Consider the following 17,629-nt stretch of genomic DNA (forward strand, 5'->3'; position numbering starts at 1 on the left):
GCGGCGCGCACTCGATCACGCGATCCTGTTCGTGGTGGCCGCCCGTTCCGACGCCAGCTGCGCCTGGAGGCGCTCGATGTTCTGCAGTAGCCGCTGGCTGGTCAGCACCAGGAAGTAGTAGCCGAACTGCGGATCCTGGAAGTAGATCTCGAGCAACCGGTCATAGGTAATCGTCAGCACCTGCCCGTCTTCGATGCATTCGATCGTGCCTGTGCGCCGGTTGCCCGGCGTGAGGAAGCCGAGCTCGCCCATCAGCGCGCCCGGCATGATCTCGATATTGATCTCCTTGACCAGGAACTTGCCGGTGACCGTAAGGAGCATCTCCTTGGCTGGGTCGCCTAGTTTGAACAGCGTGTCGCCGCGGCGATATTTCCGTTCGGTCATGAACGGCTTGAGCCATTCGATCGACATGTCGCCTTCGGCGGCATGGCGCGCCTTCTTGACGAGCTTGAGCATCTGCCGCAGGCGCAAGGCGTTGATCGGTAGCAGCAGGAGATAGAGCAGGAAGGTCGAGACGTTGGCAGAGAGCGCGCCGAAGACGGCGAAGAACGCACAGCCGACCATATTGGCGACGCGCAACGGAACCATCGTCCGCATCAGGAGGGTGGCGACGAAGAAGCCGGCGCCGACCGCGGCAAACATATTGGCCAGCGTGATGTTCTGGACGAAGATCTCCAGCATCCGATTGAAGATAGAGTCATAGGTGACGTTGTTCGGATCGAGGCCCATCTGGACCAGGATCTTCGCGATCCTGAGGTTATCCGTCGCCGCCTCGAGAATGCGGTCGAGGATCGACGAAATGTCTGCGCTGCCGGACGGCATGGTACTATCCCCGCGTAAGGCCTTCAGTCACGGTCGGTCTTCTCGACACCTATAGCCGAAATCGAACGACGACCGCTTGAATGAAGCGTTCGGCCGCTGTGCCGCAAGAGGCAAATTTTAGCCTGATCGGGCGTTTCGGCAATTGCCTGTTTGGCGGTGCGTATGGCCGTGGCGCGCCCGCGATTCGGGGGCCGCCGGGTACGAGCCTCGGCGTGCTGGACCTCGGCGGCCGACGGGGCGGGCGGGACCGGGGCGTGGGGCGATCCCCCGCCTCAGGGCTTGGCGGGCGGCACGACCTGCTGCTCGACCAGGCCGAGGTGCCCCGGCAGCGAACCGGCGCGCAGCAGCATGGCGACGCTGTTTGCTTCCTCCAGGGTGAAATTGCCGGAGATCTGGCCCGAGCCGCCGGTGATGGGCTCGCGGATCACGGGGGCGGAGATCACCTTGCCATCGAGCACGATGGCGAAGGGCTTTGCTATGTTCTCTTCGGTGATATGGGCAAAGCGCCGCGTGCCGCGGCCATTGAAGCGGAACGAGGCGATCGGCTCTTTTGTGGCGCTTGCAAACCCCGGGCCCGCATAGCTGATGTCGTCGCCGTCGAGCACGCTGTCCTTGGCGACCAGATAAAGGCTCTTGTCCTTGAAGCCGGGCAGGACTTCCGTGCCTGTCGGCGGCGTGCCGGATTGCGCCTGCTCCGGCGGCATGGAGAGGTCGATCAGGCGGAAGCCGACCTTGACCCTTCGGGCGAAGACTGCGGTGACGCGCTCGGGCTCCATCACACCGGGCAGGAAGATTCGGATGCGGTCGGTGCCATCGGGCTGGACGCTGGCGAGCTGGACGCCAGCCTCCTTCAGACGCTGCTCGATCATGGCGATGGCATCTTCGACGAGTTCGTGCAACCGCGTGGCGGATGCCGCATTGGTCGGCGCGAGCCTGACCAGTCCGTCGCCGCCGTCGGTCACGGCCAGTGCATGCGACGGCAATCCTTCCGCGGCCGACGCGAGCTTGCGCGCGAGTTGCTCGCGGCCCTTGACGTCGGCAATCTTCAACTCGACGCCGCCGTCGCGGATCGCAAGGCCGGAGAAGGCGATCTTGCCGTCGCGCAGGTTCTTGTAGACGTCGTCGCGCAAATCCGTAACGACGCTCTCGCGCAGGCCATCGGTGTCCACCTTGTAGACGATGCGTGACCCGCCGAGCTTCTCCATCTTGTCGCTGATGAAGGCCGAGATCTTGGCGCGCATCTTGTCGATCTGGCCGTCCTCGGCGTGTGCCGCGCGGGGCAGGGCGAGCACCGATGTCATGATCCCTGCTGTCACGGCGAGCGCGATGAGCAGCCGGGTAGCGCAATCCCGCGGGAGCGTAGTCATGATCACCTCAAGTCTTGCGCCAGGGCGCTGGCAAGGACACCGGCATGTGAGTCCAATGCCAGTTCTTGGTCCCCGGATCGGGCGCGCAGGTTCAAATGCCTCTCACCAGAGCCCGATTACGGCGGCCGCTAGGTCATGGACGAACGCCAAATCATCGATCATTCTCCCGTGCTCGGCCGGCCATCGGTCGAGGTCTCGCCAACCCAAAAAGTCAAAAGACAGGGCGCGGGGACATGCATCTGAGGGAGGACGGAATTCCATGGCGGGCATCCACGCGCTCGATCGCTTCATCGGCAACGACTATCCGGACCTGGCAACGGACGCAGAGGTTCGAGCCTTCGAGCAGGTCCCTTACGCCGATCGCGTCGCGGCCGAGAGCACTTACGATGCCATCAGGCTGGGTGCGGCCCTTAACCCCGACGGGCCGGCGCTCCAGTTCCTGCAAAACGCCGATCCCGCCGACACGCCGGTCGTGGTGACGTACCGTGATTTCATCGCGCGCGTCACGCAGGCCGCCAACATGTTTCACGCGCTCGGCGTCGAGAAGGGCGACGTCGTCAGCTTCATGCTGCCGCTGGTGCCGGACGCCTTCGTAACGCTGTTCGGGGCTGAGGCCGCCGGCATCGCCAATCCCGTCAATCCGCTCCTGGAGCCGCACCAGATCGCGGAAATTCTGGAGGCCGCGAACACAAAAGTCCTGGTGGCGCTCGGGCCGATGCCGGGCACCGACATCTGGCAGAAAGTCGAGCAGATCAGGCCACAACTCAAGCACCTCAAGGCGATCGTGCAGGTGTTCGGTGCTGGCGATCCAGCGAGCGGAATCCTTGCCTTCAACGACCTGATCAAGCAGCAGCCTTCGGACCGCCTTATCAGCGGCCGCAAGATTCTGGGCAGCGACGTCGCCGCTTATTTCCACACCGGCGGCACCACCGGCACGCCAAAGCTGGTGCGGCACACGCATGCCAACCAAGTGTATCAAGCCTGGGCGCTCAATCTGCTGCTGAAGTCGAAGCCGGGCGCCAACATGCTGTTCGGCATGCCGCTGTTTCACGTCGGGGGCTCGTTGACCCAGGTGCTGACGACGTTGTCGGCCGGCGGCTCGCTGGTCGTGCTGTCGCCGAGCGGATGGCGCAATCCGAATGCGGTCAAGAACATCTGGCAACTGGTCGAGCGCTTCAAGCCGGAGGCGCTGTCGAGCGTGCCGACGGTGCTCGCCGCAACGCTCGCGGTGCCGCCTGGGAATGCCGACATCTCCAGCCTGAAATATGCAGCCGGTGGCGGCTCCGCGATCCCGGTCGCGGTGGGGTCTGCGATCCAGGACAAGCTCAAGCTGCCTGTCGTCGAGGTCTACGGCATGACCGAGACCTCGAGCGTTCACACGCTGGCCTATCCGTCGCGCCCGATCCGGCTCGGCTCGGTCGGCCTTCCGATGCCCTATGCGCGAGTCCGCATCGTCCAGCTCGATGGCGAGGGCAAGCTGATCCGCGACTGCGCGCCGGACGAGATCGGTGTCGTTATCATGGCCGGGCCCGGCGTGTTCGGCGGCTATCTCAACGACGAGCACAACAAGGGTGCCTTCGTCGACGAGGTCCGGGTCAATTCCGGCGATCTTGGCCGGCTCGATGCCGACGGCTATCTCTGGATCACCGGCCGCGCCAAGGATCTCGTGATCCGCGGTGGCCACAACATCGATCCGGCACCGATCGAGGAGATCATGTTCCGGCATCCCGCCGTCGGCTTTGCCGCGGTGGTCGGTCAGCCCGACGCCTATGCCGGCGAACTGCCGGTGGGGTATGTGCAGCTGAAGCCCGGCGCGACCGTCGAACCGGGCGAGCTGGAGACATGGGTGCGCGAGCGTACTCCGGAGCGCGCGGCTGTCCCGGTGCAGGTCATCCCGATCGATCCGATGCCGGTGACCGGCGTCGGCAAAGTGTTCAAGCCGCAGCTGCGCTGGGACGCAGCCCAGCGCGTGTTCACGAAGGTGCTGACACCGCTTGCCGAGCGCGGCATCGACTGCAAGGTCAGGGTCGGCGCTCACGGCAGCCACGGCTCGATCGCCACCGTGACGCTGGCGGGCCTGCCGGCGGATCAGCGCGAGGCGGTTGCGCGCGAGGTGCACGCATTGCTTGCACCGTTCGTGATGCGCCACGAGGTGCTGCAAATGTAACGTACCCAACAGACGGCTTCGGTGTCAGCTCGAAAGCAGGGCGACGCTTCGCCGCATTAGCCATACCCCCGATAGAGCTCCCTATGTGACAAGCATCACATAGGAAGAATTGGCAATCGGCGATGCTACCGAATAGTCTCATGGAATTGCATCCGGGGGGACGCAAGTGATTCCGTTTCGGTTATTTGCTTTGTTGATTTTGGCCATTGGCCTTGCCTGCGGACCGGCACATGCAGACCGGCGGGTTGCGCTTGTTATCGGCAATTCCGCCTACAAGAGCGCGCCCAAGCTCGGCAACCCCGTCAACGATGCCACTCTGGTCGGCGGCATGTTCAAGAAGGCCGGATTTGATTTCGTCGACGTCAGGCTGGATCTCAGTGCGAGCGAGATGCGGCGCATGTTGCGTGAGTTCGCCGGCAGGACCCGCGATGCCGACATGGCGGTGATCTATTACGCCGGTCACGGCATCGAGCTGGAAGGCACTAACTATCTTATTCCGATCGACGCGACGCTGGAGACGGATGGCGATGTGCTCGACGAAACCATCCCGGTCGAGCGCGCGCTGTTCGCAGTCGAGCCGGCCAAGCAGCTGCGCCTGATCATCCTTGATGCCTGCCGCGACAACCCATTTTCCAAGACCATGAAGCGGACGCTGGCCTCGCGCGCGATCGGTCGCGGGCTTGCCAAGGTCGAGCCGACCAGCCCCAACACCATGATCGCCTTCGCCGCAAAGGCCGGTTCGACCGCGTCTGACGGTGACTCCAGGAACAGCCCGTTCGCCGTCGCTTTGGTCGAGCACTTGCCGAAGCCCGGCCTCGATTTGCGCAAGGCGTTCGGCTTCGTGCGCGACGACGTGCTCAAGAGCACGGGCTACAAGCAGGAGCCCTATGTCTATGGCTCGCTTGGCGGCGACGATGTGCCGCTGGTCGCGACCAAGCCGGCAGCGACCGGTCCGCAGGCCAATCCGCAGGATTCTATTCGCAGGGATTACGAGCTCGCGCTGCAGCTTGCCACGCGCGACGGTTGGGAAGCGTTCCTGGCGCAATATCCCGAGGGGTTCTATGCGAATCTCGCCAAGGGCCAGATGAACAAGATAGCCGCCGAAGAGACGCGCGCCTCGGCCGAGCAAAAAGCGAATGCGGCCGAGCAGCAGAAGGCAAGGCTCATTGCCGAACGCGCCCAGAAGGCCGAGCAGGACAAGGCGGCCGCGGCGGCCAAGGCGGCCGAAGAGGCCCGGATCGCGGCGGAGAAGCAAAAGCAGATCGAGCAGGCAAGGGCCGACGCGGCGGAGCAGCAGCGCAAGCTGGCCGAAGCCGCCGCGGCGAAAGCACAGGCCGAGAAGCAGGCGGCGGAGAAAGCGAAGGCCGAGCTTGCCGCCAAGCAGGCCGCCGAGAAGGCGGAACAGGCGGCAAAGCCTGTGGCCGATCGGCAGATGCCTGAGGTCGAGCAAAAAGTTGCAGCCCTTTCGCCCGCGCCGGCATCCACATTGTCGGCGGCTGATCTGACAAAATCCGTGCAGAGCGAATTGCGCCGCGTCGGGTGCCTGTCCGCCACCGCTGACGGCGATTGGAGCGCCACCTCGCAGCGTTCGCTGACCCTGTTCAACAAATATGCCGGCACCCAATTCGACGCAAAGCTCGCAAGCGTCGACGCGCTCGATGCCCTGAAAGCCAAGCCCGGTCGGGTCTGCCCGCTCATTTGCAATTTCGGCTCCAAGGCCGACGGCGATCAATGCGTGAAAATTACGTGCCGCGCCGGCTATCGCGTCGGTGACGACAACGAGTGCGAGAAGGTTCAGGAGAAGAAGCCGGCGCCTACCGCCCGCGACGAGCCGAGAAGGCGCGACCAAGACCGGAAGGACGCAGAATCTGCCGCACCGAAATCGCAAGCGTCCGGGCAGATGATCTGCAACAACGCAGGATGCAGGCCGGTTGCTAAGGGATGCCGGCTGGGATTGGTTCCCAATCCCAGCAACGCCAGCGTCAAGGTCACCGGTGAAGTGTGTAACTGATGGCGATGTCAGCCTTCCGAAACTGCACCCTCGGGCTTAAAGTTCTTATTCTTTTTATCCTTGCGAGCTGTGGCTCTGCCCTCGCCGACAAGCGCGTCGCGCTCGTCATCGGCAATTCCGCCTACAAGAACGCGCCCCGGCTCGCGAACCCGGTGAACGACGCCGGGCTGGTCGGCGGCATGTTCAGGAATGCGGGCTTCGATACGGTCGAGATCAGGCTGGACCTCAATGCCAGCGAAATGCGGCGATCGCTACGCGAGTTCGCGGCCAGGACGCGCGATGCCGACATGGCGGTGATCTACTATGCGGGCCACGGCATCGAGCTGGACGGCAGCAACTATCTCGTTCCGACCGATGCCATGCTGGAAACCGACGGCGACGTCCTCGATGAGACGATCGCGCTCGATCGCGCGCTGTACGCGGTCGAACCGGCCAAACAACTCCGTCTCGTCATCCTCGATGCGTGCCGCGACAATCCCTTCGCCAAGACGATGAAGCGCACCCTGGCCTCGCGCGCGATTGGCGGCGGGCTTGCCAAGGTCGAGCCCACCAGTCCGAACACGATGATCGCGTTTGCGGCCAAGGCGGGATCGACGGCGTCGGATGGCGACTCCCGGAACAGCCCGTTCGCCGTCGCGCTGACCGATCATCTGCCGAAGCCCGGGCTCGATTTGCGCAAGGCGTTCGGATTTGTCCGTGACGACGTCTTGAAGAAGACCGGCAACAAGCAGGAGCCGTATGTCTATGGCTCTCTGGGTGGCAGCGATGTGCCGCTGGTGCCGGCAAGGCCGGCCGCCGCAGCCGGTCCGCAGGCAAATCCGCAGGACAGTGTGCGCAAAGACTACGAGCTTGCCCTTCAGGCCGGCCTGCGCGAGGCCTGGGAAGCATTCCTCCAGACCTATCCGGACGGCTTTTACGCCAACCTCGCCCGCGTGCAGTTGAAGAAGATCGCCGCCGAGGAGGATCGCACGGTGGCGACAGAGAAGGCGCGTCTGGCCGAACAGGAGAAGGCGAGGCTCGCGACCGAACGAGCCCAGAAGGCCGAGCAGGAGAAAGCCGCCGCAGCTGCCAAAGCCGCGGAAGAGGCGAGGATCGCGGCCGAGAAAGCCAAGCAGATCGAGCAGGCCAAGGCGGAGGCGGCCGAACGAGATCGAAAGGCGGCGGAAGCTGCCGCGGCCAAGTCGCTGGCGGAGAAGCGGGCGCTTGAGAAGGCGGCGAGTGAGGCCGCAGCGAAGCAGGCGGCGGAGAAGCAGGCGGCTGATGCCGAAAGCAGGAAAGTGGCCGCGCTGTCGCCGCCGCCAAGTTCCCCGCCGCCCGGTGATCTCGCGAAATCCGTTCAGAGCGAACTGCGCCGTGTCGGTTGCCTTTCGTCTACCGCCGACGGCGATTGGAACGCCGCGTCGCAGCGCTCGCTGACGCTGTTCAACAAATATGCCGGCACCCAGTTCGACGCGAAGCTTGCAAGCGTTGACGCTCTCGATGCGTTAAAAGCAAAGCCGGGCCGCGTCTGCCCGCTGGTGTGTAATTTCGGCTTCAAGGCCGACGGCGATCAATGCGCGAAGATCACCTGCCGCGCCGGCTATCACGTCGGCGAGGACAATGAATGCGAGAAGATCCAGGAAAAGAAGCCGGTCGCGACGCGCGAGGATTCGAGGAGGCGCGACCAGGACCGGAAGGCAACCGAATCTTCGCCGTCCAAGCCCGAGGCAAGCGGACAGATATTCTGCAATTCGGCGGGCTGTCGTCCAGTGCAGAAAGGATGCCGGCTCGTCAATGGGCTTATCCCCGGCAGGGCCGCCTCAAACGCGGCCGCCGGTGGGTCGTACGAGGTGTGCAATTGAGAGCCGGGCTAAGTTGATGCGGTGGAGCGCGTAAATCCTACGCCGCCGGTATCCATTCGTGATGCTGCATGAGATGGTGCGCTGCAGGTGAGGGCAGATGACACCAGACTTGCATGCCTCGCCACAAGTGAGCATCATCTTAAAAAAATGGGGGAAACCGATGCCACAACTCTCTCGCCGCAGTCACCTTCAGCAACTGTCGGCCGTGCTCGGATCCGCCGCGCTGTCCGGTTGGTCGAGGCCGGCATCGGCCGCGGATGCGGACATCCCGCCCGAGGGCATTGCCAAGGGCATCAAGCACATTTCCTATAGCGACATCGGCGGACGACCCGACAGCGTGCAGGTGATGTTCAACCGGCAGCACGTCTATGTCGGACACATGTTCAGTGACGGCGTGACGATCCTGGACGCATCCGATCCGCGTTCGCTGAAGCCGGTCAATTTCTTCACCGCAGGACAATACACTCGCACCCACCATTTACAGGTGGCGGAAGATTTGCTGCTGCTTGCGAACGGCGCCAATATCGTCGCGATGCAGTCTTATGACAACATGCGCGGCTATTTCGAGAACACGCTGGTCGACAGCATCACCAAGGCCAAGAAATTCCGCTGCGGCCTCTCGATCCACGACATATCCAAGCCGAACGAGATGCGCGAGATCGCGTTCCTCGAAATGCCCGGCTTCGGCATTAATCGGCTGTGGTGGCCAGGCGGCCGCTATGCCTATGTGTCGGCGCATCTCGACGGCTTCACGGACCACATTCTTTGCGTGGTCGATCTCAAGACCATCACCAAGCCGGAGATCGTCGCGAAATGGTGGCTGCCGGGCATGAACCGCGCGGCCGGCGAGCCGGCGACGCCGAAGGGCAAGCGCTTTGCGCTGCATCACATGATCACGGCGGGTGATCGCGGCTATGCTGCCTGGCGCGATGGCGGCTTCACCATTCATGACATCAGCGATCCCGTGAATCCAAAGCTGCTGTCCCACATCAATTGGTCGCCGCCCTTCGCCGGCGGCACGCATACGCCGCTGCCGCTGCCCAAGCGACAGCTCGCAATCGTCGCGGACGAAGCCAATGCGGATCAGTGCGCCAAAGGCCTGTTCCATACATTCGTCCTCGACGTGCGCGCGCCTGGAAACCCGGTGCCGATCGCAACCCTGCCGACCCCGCGCGACCGCGACTTCTGCACGAACGGCACCTTCGGGCCGCATAATCTGCACGAGAACCGCCCGGGCTCGTTCCAGAGCGAGGAGACGATCTTCGCGACCTACAACAATGCCGGGGTCAGGGTGTTCGACGTCAGGGACGCCTTCGCACCGAAGGAGATCGCGTATTGGGTGCCGCCGACACCGAAAAAGCTCATCGATCCGCGCCCGAACGTCGCGCTCGCGGCCAAGACCTGCGACGCCTATGTCCGGCCGGACGGGCTGATGTTCGTCTCCGACTGGAACGCCGGCATGCACGTGCTGCAATATCAGGGATGAGCGGTGGGCAGGAGACTCTGTTCACCCTATGAGACGGGGAATCGTAGCCCCGATGAGCGCAGCGATATCCGGGACCTTGCTGCAAATCTGGTGAGAGCTGTCCCGGGTGTCGCTTCGCTCACCCGGGCTACGAGTGCGGCGATTGCAGCTTCACTCTGCCGGCATCCGCGTCTCCACCAGGCGCGCCCAATACGACGCGCCGTGGCCGAGGATGTTGTCGTTGAAGACGTAGGCCGGGTGGTGGCACTCGTTGCCGTCGCCCATGCCGACCAGGATCATCGCGCCGGGGCGCGCTTCCAGCATGAAGGAAAAGTCTTCGGCGCCCATCATGGGAATGAACTTGTCGTTGACGCGCTCGGCGCCGACGATGTCGCGGGCGACGTCGGCGGCAAGGCCGGCCTCGCGCGCATGGTTCATCGTCACCGGATACATGCGCGTGTATTTGGTTTCCGCCGAACCGCCATAGGCGCGCGCGACGCTGTCGGCGACCTCGCCGATGCGGCGCTCGACGAGATCGCGCACTTCAGGGTCGAGCGTGCGCACGGTGCCGCCGAGCTCGGCGATCTCCGGGATGATGTTGAAGGCCGTACCGGAGTGGAATTGCGTGATCGATATGACGGCGGACTTCAGCGGATCGACGTTGCGCGCGACGATCGATTGCAGCGCGTTGACGATCTGGGCTCCGATCAGCACACTGTCGACGAATTTGTGCGGACCCGCGCCGGCATGGCCGCCCTTGCCGTGGACCGTGATCTGGATGTTGTCGGAGGAGGCGAGCATCGCGCCGGGCGTGGTCGCGAAATGTCCTTCGGGCAGGCCCGGCATGTTGTGCATGCCATAGACCTCCTGGATGTTCCAGCGCGTCATCAGCCCGTCCTCGACCATCGCCTTGCCGCCGCCGCCGCCTTCTTCCGCGGGCTGGAAGATCACGACCGCGGTGCCATCGAAGTTGCGGGTCTCGGCGAGATATTTGGCGGCGCCGAGCAGCATGGCGGTGTGGCCGTCATGGCCGCAGGCGTGCATCTTGCCGGGGACCTTGGAGGCGTAGGCGACGCCCGACGTCTCCATGATCGGCAGCGCGTCCATGTCGGCGCGCAGGCCAATGGTCTTGCCCGAGGCCGACTTGCGGCCGCGGATCACACCGACGACACCGGTGCGGCCGATGCCCGTCACCACCTCGTCGCAGCCGAACTCGCGCAAGCGGTCGGCGACGATGCCGGCGGTGCGGTGGACGTCGTATTGCAGCTCCGGGTTCTCGTGGAAGTCATGGCGCCAGGCGGCCATTTCGTCGGAGAGGGCGGCAACGCGGTTGACGATGGGCATGGGAGGGTCCGCCTTGATTTGTAGCCCGGATGAGCGAAGCGACATCCGGGATCTTTGTGAGGGAAGTCCCGGGTATCGCTGCGCTCACCCGGGCTACGAATGACGTTCAGCTTTCGCCGAACACGCGCTTGAAGATCGTGTCGACGTGCTTGAAGTGATAGCCGAGGTCGAACTGCTCCTCGATCTCGGCGTCGGTGAGATACTTCTTCACGTCAGCGTCGTTCTTCAGGAGCTGGAGGAAGTCGCCTTCGCCGCGCCAGACCGGCATGGCGTTGCGCTGCACGAGCTTGTAGGCGTCCTCGCGGCTCGCGCCCTTCTGGGTCAGCGCCAGCAGCACGCGCTGCGAATGCACGAGGCCGCCGAGGCGGTCGAGGTTCTTCTGCATGTTGGCGGGGTACACCAGGAGCTTGTCGATCAGACCGGCGAGGCGGACCAGCGCGAAGTCGAGCGTCACGGTCGCGTCGGGACCCATCATGCGCTCGGCGGAAGAGTGCGAGATGTCGCGCTCGTGCCAGAGCACGACGTTCTCCAGCGCCGGCGTCACATAGGCGCGCACCATGCGCGACAGGCCGGTGAGGTTTTCCGACAGCACCGGGTTGCGCTTGTGCGGCATCGCCGACGAACCCTTCTGCCCTTCGGAAAAGAACTCCTCGGCTTCCAGCACTTCGGTGCGCTGCATGTGGCGGATCTCCACCGCGAAACGCTCGACCGAGGAAGCGATCACGCCGAGCGTCGAGAAATACATCGCGTGGCGGTCGCGGGGGATGACCTGCGTCGAGATCGGCTCGGGGACGAGACCCATGGCCTTGGCAACATGCTGTTCGACCCGCGGATCGATCTGGGCAAAAGTGCCGACCGCACCGGAGATGGCGCAGGTCGCGACTTCCTTGCGCGCCGCGATCAGGCGCTCCTTGGCGCGCGAGAATTCCGCATAGGCATAGGCGAGCTTGAGGCCGAAGGTCACGGGTTCGGCGTGGATGCCGTGGCTGCGGCCGATGGTCGGCGTCATCTTGTGCTCGAGGGCGCGCTTCTTCAGCGCCGCCAGCACCTTGTCGAGGTCGGCGAGCAGCAGGTCGGCGGCGCGGGTGAGTTGGACGTTGAGACAGGTGTCGAGCACGTCGGAGGAGGTCATGCCCTGATGCACGAAGCGCGCCTCGGGGCCGACGATCTCGGCGAGGTGGGTGAGGAAGGCGATGAGGTCGTGCTTGGTCTCGCGTTCGATCTCGTCGATGCGGGCGACGTCGAAAGTGGCGTCCTTGGCCTTGGCCCAGACCGTTTTGGCGGCCTCCTTGGGAATCGTGCCGAGCTCGGCAAGGGCGTCCGCCGCATGCGCCTCGATCTCGAACCAGATCTTGAACCGGGTCTGCGGCTCCCAGATCGAGGCCATTTCCGGGCGGGTATAGCGGGGGATCATTGGACTGCTCCAGGAAGGTGGGCGGGCGACCCAAAGGGCGACACCGGCCAGAATGTTTTTTACGCCGTGATTTAGCAGAGCGGGGAGGGCGAAACAAACGGCGGAGGCGAGGTAGTGGGGGATGATTGGGCTGGGCGGGGTCATCCCCCGGCCGTGGCGGGCGACGGGCCAGCCCGGCGCCCCGGAGCTGCAGATATTAACTGTCAATCACGGATCATTGACTGACAGATATTGAAATCTGTCAGCGAGACGTGTATATCTGTTCTCGGACGCTCCAATTGGGCGTCTGGCGGCATCCCGGGAGCCCGACGTCCCAAACAAGTGGGGGATTGAGGGTCGCAATTGAACAATCGGGACCGCCAATTGATTGGAGACTTACGACAATGACGACCGAAATCATCAATTTGACCGGGACGATTGGGCACTGGCTCAATTTACTGGTGGCGCGCCAGATCGCGGCGCAGGCTGCAAAACTGCCTCATTAAGGCGAGAGCTTTCCGAAACGACCGGCACGGGCGCTTCGGAAGCAGCTCCGTCGCCGGGTAACTGAGCCCTCAACGGGAACATGGTGCTGGCATGAACGAAGCCGTTATCTTGACGCCGGAGCGGATCCTCGAAGTCACCGAGGACGTGCTGCGGCGTTACGGACTCGCCAAGGCCACCGTGGTCGACGTCGCCCGTGCGCTCGATGTGAGCCACGGCAGCGTCTACCGCCATTTCCCGAGCAAGGCCTCGCTGCGCGAGGCCGTCGCCAAACGCTGGCTTGACCGCATCGACGCCCCCTTACGCCAGCTCGCCGAAGAGCAGGGTCCGGCGCCGGCGCGGCTCGACCGCTGGCTGCGCACGCTGTTCGCCGCCAAGCGTTCGCGCGTGCTCGACGACCCCGAGATGTTCGACACCTATCTGACCCTGGCGCGCGAGGCCTGTGCAGCCGTCAAATGTCACAAGGATACCATGATCGACCAGATCGCGGCGATCCTGTCCGATGGCGTGACGCAGGGCGTGTTCGCCGTGGACGACGTCAAGGCCACCGCACGCGCCATCTTCGACGCGACCGTCCGCTTCCACCATCCGGCTCATGCCGACGAATGGAAGGACGCCGATCTCGCGGCGCGCGTCGATGCGACGCTGGCGCTGGTATTGCGCGGGCTGAAGGCGGCGTGAGGTTGCGGAGCCTGCGCGGCATCGCAGCTTGGGGCTTGATCCGCTCCTGCTCATGACTTTGGCGATCGGCAGGATGACGGGCCTGGCCTCGACGATTCTGTCGTGACCACCATCCCATCATCCTGCGAGGGTTTGAGCCGTCAGATGACGAAGTCCGTTGGATGCAGGGCCGCCGTGTGCACGCCGTCCAACGTGATCGTATCGCTGGCGGTGAGGTGGATCACGGCATCGCCAGCGCTATTGTCGCCGATGAGGCTGGAGACGGCTGCCCAGTCCGCGAAGCCGTAGTCATGCAGGTTGATCAGGTCATGCTCGCTGGTGGTGCTGCCGACAGCCTGGTTGCCTTGATTGAAGTCGTTGATGATGTCCTGGCCGGAGCCCGTGTTGAACACGAACGTGTCGTTGTTCGGGCCGCCCCACAGGAGATCATTGCCGCTGCCACCGTTGAGGGAATCCGTGCCTCCGGTGATCGAGCCGGGTGAGGAAGGCGCGTAGCTCATGGCATCGCCCGCCAGGCGATCGGGGCTCGATCCGCCGGTGAGAATGTCGTTCCCGCCGTGAGCATTGCCCGACATCGTGGGAGCGTCGCCGTACAACGTTGTGCTGAAAGCAGCTCGCTCGCCATCGACGACGGCAGTGAGGATATCGTTCCCGCCCTGGGTATTGTCGGACATGGACGTTCCGGAATCGCCCGACAGGCTTCCTCCTCCGAGCTGGGCGTCGCTGCTCGCCGCAAAGGTCAGGATGTCGTTTCCGCCGACCGCATTGTCGGTCATGGCGCCAGTGGCATCGCCGCTGAGTGCGTCGCCGCCGCCATTTATCCCATAGTCCGTCGCGCTCAGCGTATCATTCCCGCCGTGCGCATTGCCGCCCATGGCGCCACCGGCGTCCCCGCTGAGCGACCCGAACGATCTCCATCCGGTCGACGCCGTCAGTGTGTCATTTCCGCCTCCCGCGTTGCCCGACATGTCGCCTTGGACGTCGCCATAGAGATAAACATTGGTGTAGAGCGAGTTGTGGGCATCGACATTGAGGGTGTCGTTACCGCCCTGGGTGTTGTCCGCCATGGATTGGGCATCACCAACGGCGACGGCACTATCCCAGCCGCCATCCACGCTCACCACGAGACTGTCGTTTCCTCCGTGAGAATTGCCATGCATGGCCACCAGGTCTTCCCCAACGAGCGTCACGTTCGAGTTGAGACTCGATATGGCTGCCGTCAGCGCATCGTTGCCGCCCCAGTCGTCGGTTGCCAACCCCGGATCTCCGAGCACGGTCATGGATTGACCGAAGTCCGGCAGGGTGACTGCGATAGTGTCGTTTGGCAGTTGGTGCATGCTTCACTCCGATTTCATTTCAGTCGCGGGGCCTGAAAGCAGCGGAGGTCTTTGCGAGACGCGCTGTGGCCGCGCTTGACGTTGAATCTGCTCGGAGTTGATGGCGGAGATTTGCTTTGGGTTGGATTTCATTGCGACCGAAGGAACTTCGGCGCAGCGTGGCGGAACTCGACCGACGTCAAGTCTACCGCGCGCGCCATCTTCGATGCGACTGTTCGCTTCCACCATCCGGCCCCACGCCGACGAGAAGGACGCCGATCTCTCCGCGCGTGTCGATGCGACGCCCGCGCTACGCGGGCTGAAGGCGTAGGCCAACTTCCTTCACGCGTTCCGAAGCCGTCACACCTGACGTGACCTGTCCCGGTTCTATCTCAGACCTTATGAGCAACGCTGCCATTGCCGAGCGAGCGCGGATGATGGGTCTTTTTTCGCGCACGCAAGGCGGCGTTGGCCGATGGCACGACCGACGGGCTTTCCGGATAGGTATTGACTTCGATTTCGACCACGTCCTTTGACCGCTTTCGAAGGCGGTAGAACGCGAGTTCCTGTTCGAGAATGGGGCAGTGGAATTGGATCGTCGCTGTGTCCGGCAGACGGCAGAGTTCATCGATGAGCTCGCCGACAGTGATGATCGGGGGATGATGGATGGCTTCGCGGACAGCCTTACTCATGGCGCAACTCCCTCACTCCGCTACTAACCACCGCGCGACGGCGTCAGTTCCAATCCTACCGGTCTAAAGGTGCGAGCCACGCCGGCGCCCTAGAGCGCGGGCGCCAAATGCGAGCTGCGCAACCGCAATATGCCGAACGGGTCTTTGCGCCCCGCGAGTTTGCGATAGGTCGCAAGGTCGTCAAGTGTCGGACCTTCCCCGCGTCTGACATTCGCGCCCGCAACCGTTGCAACCGGAATCGACGTGCCGAGGCCTGCGTAGAGATAATTGTCGCCGAAAGCCTTCTTGAGCGCGGTAAAAGTCGGCTCACCGGTGCAATGTCCCGGGGCTACGCTGTCGACTTTGAACCTGTCCTTCAGGGCGGTAACGACTTTCGCGATAGCTTCGTCAGGTGCGACGACCAGATGAAATCCTCCCGCGATGAGATGAATCCTGGGATTGATTGCCGTCGCCGCTTCGACGATGCGCTCGATCCCGGGGTGCGAGCAACCGACCAGAAGGACCATGCCGTCGGCCGTGTTGACGGCCAAGGACAGCTCCTTGAGTTCTCTCGTGCCCGGTGCGTCGGAAATCAGCGAGATAAGTGTGATACCGGGAGCAATCTCGGTGGTCTGATCGATCAGTTCGAAGTTCGCGTGGGCCCACGCGGTGCCGAACTTCATCGTCGCGGGCGGCTTGCCAGCATAGTACCGCATCTCCGGCGGCAAGGCCTCGTCTTTCCGGTAGAAGGAGGAAGGCAGAGACGAGCCGTAGATGCCAAATCCTTCCTTCGGCGCGTAGATCTTGACGGTTGGATTGATGCTCAGGAGGTAGGACAAGCCCGCCATGTGATCGGAGTGGCGGTGCGACAGAACGACAAAGTCGAGGTCCGAGAGATCAACTCCCTTGGCCTTCACGTTCGCCGCGAAGATTTCGGGATCGTTACCCGTATCGAACAGGATGCGTTTTCCCGCGATTTCGACCAGGGCGGCGAAACCCCAGTCCTTCGTCATCGCCTCATCTGTGCCGAAGGCGTCATAGAGAATCGTGATCTGGTTTTTCGCGTCAGCTGCCGCGCTTTCGGTGAGCCCGGCCGCGAAAGCGCTGAAGGCGATCAGTGCTGCAAGAAGACTGTCCCTGATGTTCATGAAAGCGTCTCCTGTTGTCGTGCAAGACATACAACGGGAACGAGGGCGGCTCTCGAGAGCCGTCCAAATTGGCTCTCGTCGAAAGATCGGAGCCGGACACGCATCCACTGGCCGCTTGATGCTGGATGCCGTGCCTGTGGTGGAGCCTAGCACAATCTGAGAGAGACTTGGAGACCTTCGTTGGGGGTGGCCAGTCGGGAACCAGATATTCTGGTCGCAGCAAACGGCACGCCGTCACCCTCTAGATTTTCGTCAGTCCGCAATTCGCCGCCAATCGCACCAGCTGCGCATCCGTGCGCGCGCCGGTCTTGGTCTTGATCAGATAGTGATAGTTCTGCACCGTCTTCACGCTGAGATTGAGATGCGCCGCGATCTGTTCGGTCGTGGCGCCGCCGGCGAACTGGCGCAGGATCTCGATCTCGCGTTCGCCCAGTTGATCCAGCGCAGAGCCCGCCGACAGGCTGTCCTCGGCCAGGATGTGCGCGATGTCGTCGCTCATGGCGCGTTCGCCGCGTGCGACGCTGCGGATCGCGGACACGACCGCGGACGGCTCGCTGCTCTTGGTGACGAAGCCGCTGGCGCCGGCACTGAAGGCTGCCTTCACCAGCACGGCTTCGTTGTGCATGGTGAAAACGAGGATTCGCGCCCGCGGGCTGCGCGCGCGGATGTTGCGGATGGCTTCCAGCCCGCTCGCGCCGGGCATCGAGATATCCAGCAAGACCACGTCGGGATCGCGCGCCTTGAAGGCGCTGTAGGCATCCGCGGCGTTGTCGGCTTCCGCCACGACATGCAGATCGCCCTGGCTTTCCAGCACGCGCCGGTAGCCTTGCCGCACGATCGGATGGTCGTCGACCAGCAGCACGGAGATGCCCGTTGTCGTAATCTCGTTCATGCCGGCC

General features: G+C 63.5%; 13 protein-coding genes and 1 pseudogene. 6 read left to right on the forward strand and 8 right to left on the reverse strand.

What is annotated here, in order from left to right; translation table 11 throughout:
• Nucleotides 1-15: 15 nt before the first annotated feature.
• Complete coding sequence (locus tag AC0L3U_RS20845) at nucleotides 16-822, reverse strand: Crp/Fnr family transcriptional regulator (protein WP_456769230.1); 807 nt, start codon at nucleotides 820-822, stop codon at nucleotides 16-18.
• 272 nt (nucleotides 823-1,094) lie between these two features.
• Nucleotides 1,095-2,189, reverse strand: a complete 1,095-nt coding sequence (locus tag AC0L3U_RS20850; protein WP_473363009.1) for a SecDF P1 head subdomain-containing protein — start codon at nucleotides 2,187-2,189, stop codon at nucleotides 1,095-1,097.
• A 259-nt stretch (nucleotides 2,190-2,448) separates the two neighbouring features.
• Between AC0L3U_RS20850 and AC0L3U_RS20855 the strand changes: the two genes are divergently transcribed.
• From AC0L3U_RS20855 to AC0L3U_RS20870, 4 genes are all read left to right on the forward strand, one after another.
• On the forward strand, nucleotides 2,449-4,356 hold the full coding sequence (locus AC0L3U_RS20855) for an acyl-CoA synthetase (RefSeq protein WP_473363010.1): 1,908 nt from the start codon (nucleotides 2,449-2,451) through the stop codon (nucleotides 4,354-4,356).
• Between the two features lie 166 nt (nucleotides 4,357-4,522).
• Nucleotides 4,523-6,367 (forward strand): caspase family protein, encoded by a 1,845-nt coding sequence (locus AC0L3U_RS20860; protein ID WP_473363011.1) that lies wholly within the window; start codon nucleotides 4,523-4,525, stop codon nucleotides 6,365-6,367.
• A gap of 5 nt (nucleotides 6,368-6,372) precedes the next feature.
• Nucleotides 6,373-8,208, forward strand: a complete 1,836-nt coding sequence (locus AC0L3U_RS20865) for a caspase family protein (RefSeq protein WP_473363067.1) — start codon at nucleotides 6,373-6,375, stop codon at nucleotides 8,206-8,208.
• Between the two features lie 160 nt (nucleotides 8,209-8,368).
• On the forward strand, nucleotides 8,369-9,694 hold the full coding sequence (locus AC0L3U_RS20870) for an LVIVD repeat-containing protein (RefSeq protein WP_473363012.1): 1,326 nt from the start codon (nucleotides 8,369-8,371) through the stop codon (nucleotides 9,692-9,694).
• 150 nt (nucleotides 9,695-9,844) lie between these two features.
• Here AC0L3U_RS20870 and AC0L3U_RS20875 read toward each other — a convergent pair whose 3' ends face one another.
• Nucleotides 9,845-11,017 (reverse strand): M20 aminoacylase family protein, encoded by a 1,173-nt coding sequence (locus tag AC0L3U_RS20875; protein ID WP_473363013.1) that lies wholly within the window; start codon nucleotides 11,015-11,017, stop codon nucleotides 9,845-9,847.
• A gap of 106 nt (nucleotides 11,018-11,123) precedes the next feature.
• Nucleotides 11,124-12,431 (reverse strand): adenylosuccinate lyase, encoded by a 1,308-nt coding sequence (gene purB / locus AC0L3U_RS20880; protein WP_473363014.1) that lies wholly within the window; start codon nucleotides 12,429-12,431, stop codon nucleotides 11,124-11,126.
• Nucleotides 12,432-13,007: 576 nt separating this feature from the next.
• On the opposite strand from purB, the gene AC0L3U_RS20885 reads away from it, so the two are divergent.
• Nucleotides 13,008-13,595 (forward strand): TetR/AcrR family transcriptional regulator, encoded by a 588-nt coding sequence (locus AC0L3U_RS20885; protein ID WP_473287762.1) that lies wholly within the window; start codon nucleotides 13,008-13,010, stop codon nucleotides 13,593-13,595.
• Nucleotides 13,596-13,735: 140 nt separating this feature from the next.
• On the opposite strand, the gene AC0L3U_RS20890 is transcribed toward AC0L3U_RS20885, so the two are convergent.
• Complete coding sequence (locus AC0L3U_RS20890; protein ID WP_473363015.1) at nucleotides 13,736-14,932, reverse strand: calcium-binding protein; 1,197 nt, start codon at nucleotides 14,930-14,932, stop codon at nucleotides 13,736-13,738.
• A 174-nt stretch (nucleotides 14,933-15,106) separates the two neighbouring features.
• Between AC0L3U_RS20890 and AC0L3U_RS20895 the strand changes: the two are divergent.
• A pseudogene (locus tag AC0L3U_RS20895) lies at nucleotides 15,107-15,242 on the forward strand (TetR/AcrR family transcriptional regulator); the annotation flags it as partial.
• 61 nt (nucleotides 15,243-15,303) lie between these two features.
• On the opposite strand, the gene AC0L3U_RS20900 reads toward AC0L3U_RS20895, so the two are convergent.
• From AC0L3U_RS20900 to AC0L3U_RS20910, 3 genes are all read right to left on the reverse strand, one after another.
• Nucleotides 15,304-15,603 carry a hypothetical protein gene (locus AC0L3U_RS20900; protein ID WP_473363016.1) on the reverse strand — a complete coding sequence of 100 codons (300 nt, stop codon included), beginning with the start codon at nucleotides 15,601-15,603 and terminating at the stop codon, nucleotides 15,304-15,306.
• A gap of 89 nt (nucleotides 15,604-15,692) precedes the next feature.
• Nucleotides 15,693-16,595: an MBL fold metallo-hydrolase gene (locus tag AC0L3U_RS20905; protein WP_473363017.1), complete on the reverse strand. Its 903-nt coding sequence runs from the start codon at nucleotides 16,593-16,595 to the stop codon at nucleotides 15,693-15,695.
• Nucleotides 16,596-16,971: 376 nt separating this feature from the next.
• Complete coding sequence (locus AC0L3U_RS20910) at nucleotides 16,972-17,622, reverse strand: response regulator (protein ID WP_473363018.1); 651 nt, start codon at nucleotides 17,620-17,622, stop codon at nucleotides 16,972-16,974.
• Nucleotides 17,623-17,629: the final 7 nt, after the last annotated feature.

This window comes from Bradyrhizobium sp. Kon69 (assembly GCF_055807515.1).

Bases quoted from the DNA above. Each gene is read 5' to 3' on its own strand.
- AC0L3U_RS20875 (WP_473363013.1), bottom strand. From the start codon at position 11,017: ATGCCCATCGTCAACCGCGTTGCCGCCCTCTCCGACGAAATGGCCGCC.
- AC0L3U_RS20850 (WP_473363009.1), bottom strand. From the start codon at position 2,189: ATGACTACGCTCCCGCGGGATTGCGCTACCCGGCTGCTCATCGCGCTC.
- AC0L3U_RS20900 (WP_473363016.1), bottom strand. From the start codon at position 15,603: ATGAGTAAGGCTGTCCGCGAAGCCATCCATCATCCCCCGATCATCACT.
- AC0L3U_RS20885 (WP_473287762.1), top strand. From the start codon at position 13,008: ATGAACGAAGCCGTTATCTTGACGCCGGAGCGGATCCTCGAAGTCACC.
- purB (WP_473363014.1), bottom strand. From the start codon at position 12,431: ATGATCCCCCGCTATACCCGCCCGGAAATGGCCTCGATCTGGGAGCCG.
- AC0L3U_RS20870 (WP_473363012.1), top strand. From the start codon at position 8,369: ATGCCACAACTCTCTCGCCGCAGTCACCTTCAGCAACTGTCGGCCGTG.
- AC0L3U_RS20910 (WP_473363018.1), bottom strand. From the start codon at position 17,622: ATGAACGAGATTACGACAACGGGCATCTCCGTGCTGCTGGTCGACGAC.
- AC0L3U_RS20855 (WP_473363010.1), top strand. From the start codon at position 2,449: ATGGCGGGCATCCACGCGCTCGATCGCTTCATCGGCAACGACTATCCG.
- AC0L3U_RS20890 (WP_473363015.1), bottom strand. From the start codon at position 14,932: ATGCACCAACTGCCAAACGACACTATCGCAGTCACCCTGCCGGACTTC.
- AC0L3U_RS20905 (WP_473363017.1), bottom strand. From the start codon at position 16,595: ATGACGAAGGACTGGGGTTTCGCCGCCCTGGTCGAAATCGCGGGAAAA.
- AC0L3U_RS20845 (WP_456769230.1), bottom strand. From the start codon at position 822: ATGCCGTCCGGCAGCGCAGACATTTCGTCGATCCTCGACCGCATTCTC.
- AC0L3U_RS20865 (WP_473363067.1), top strand. From the start codon at position 6,373: ATGTCAGCCTTCCGAAACTGCACCCTCGGGCTTAAAGTTCTTATTCTT.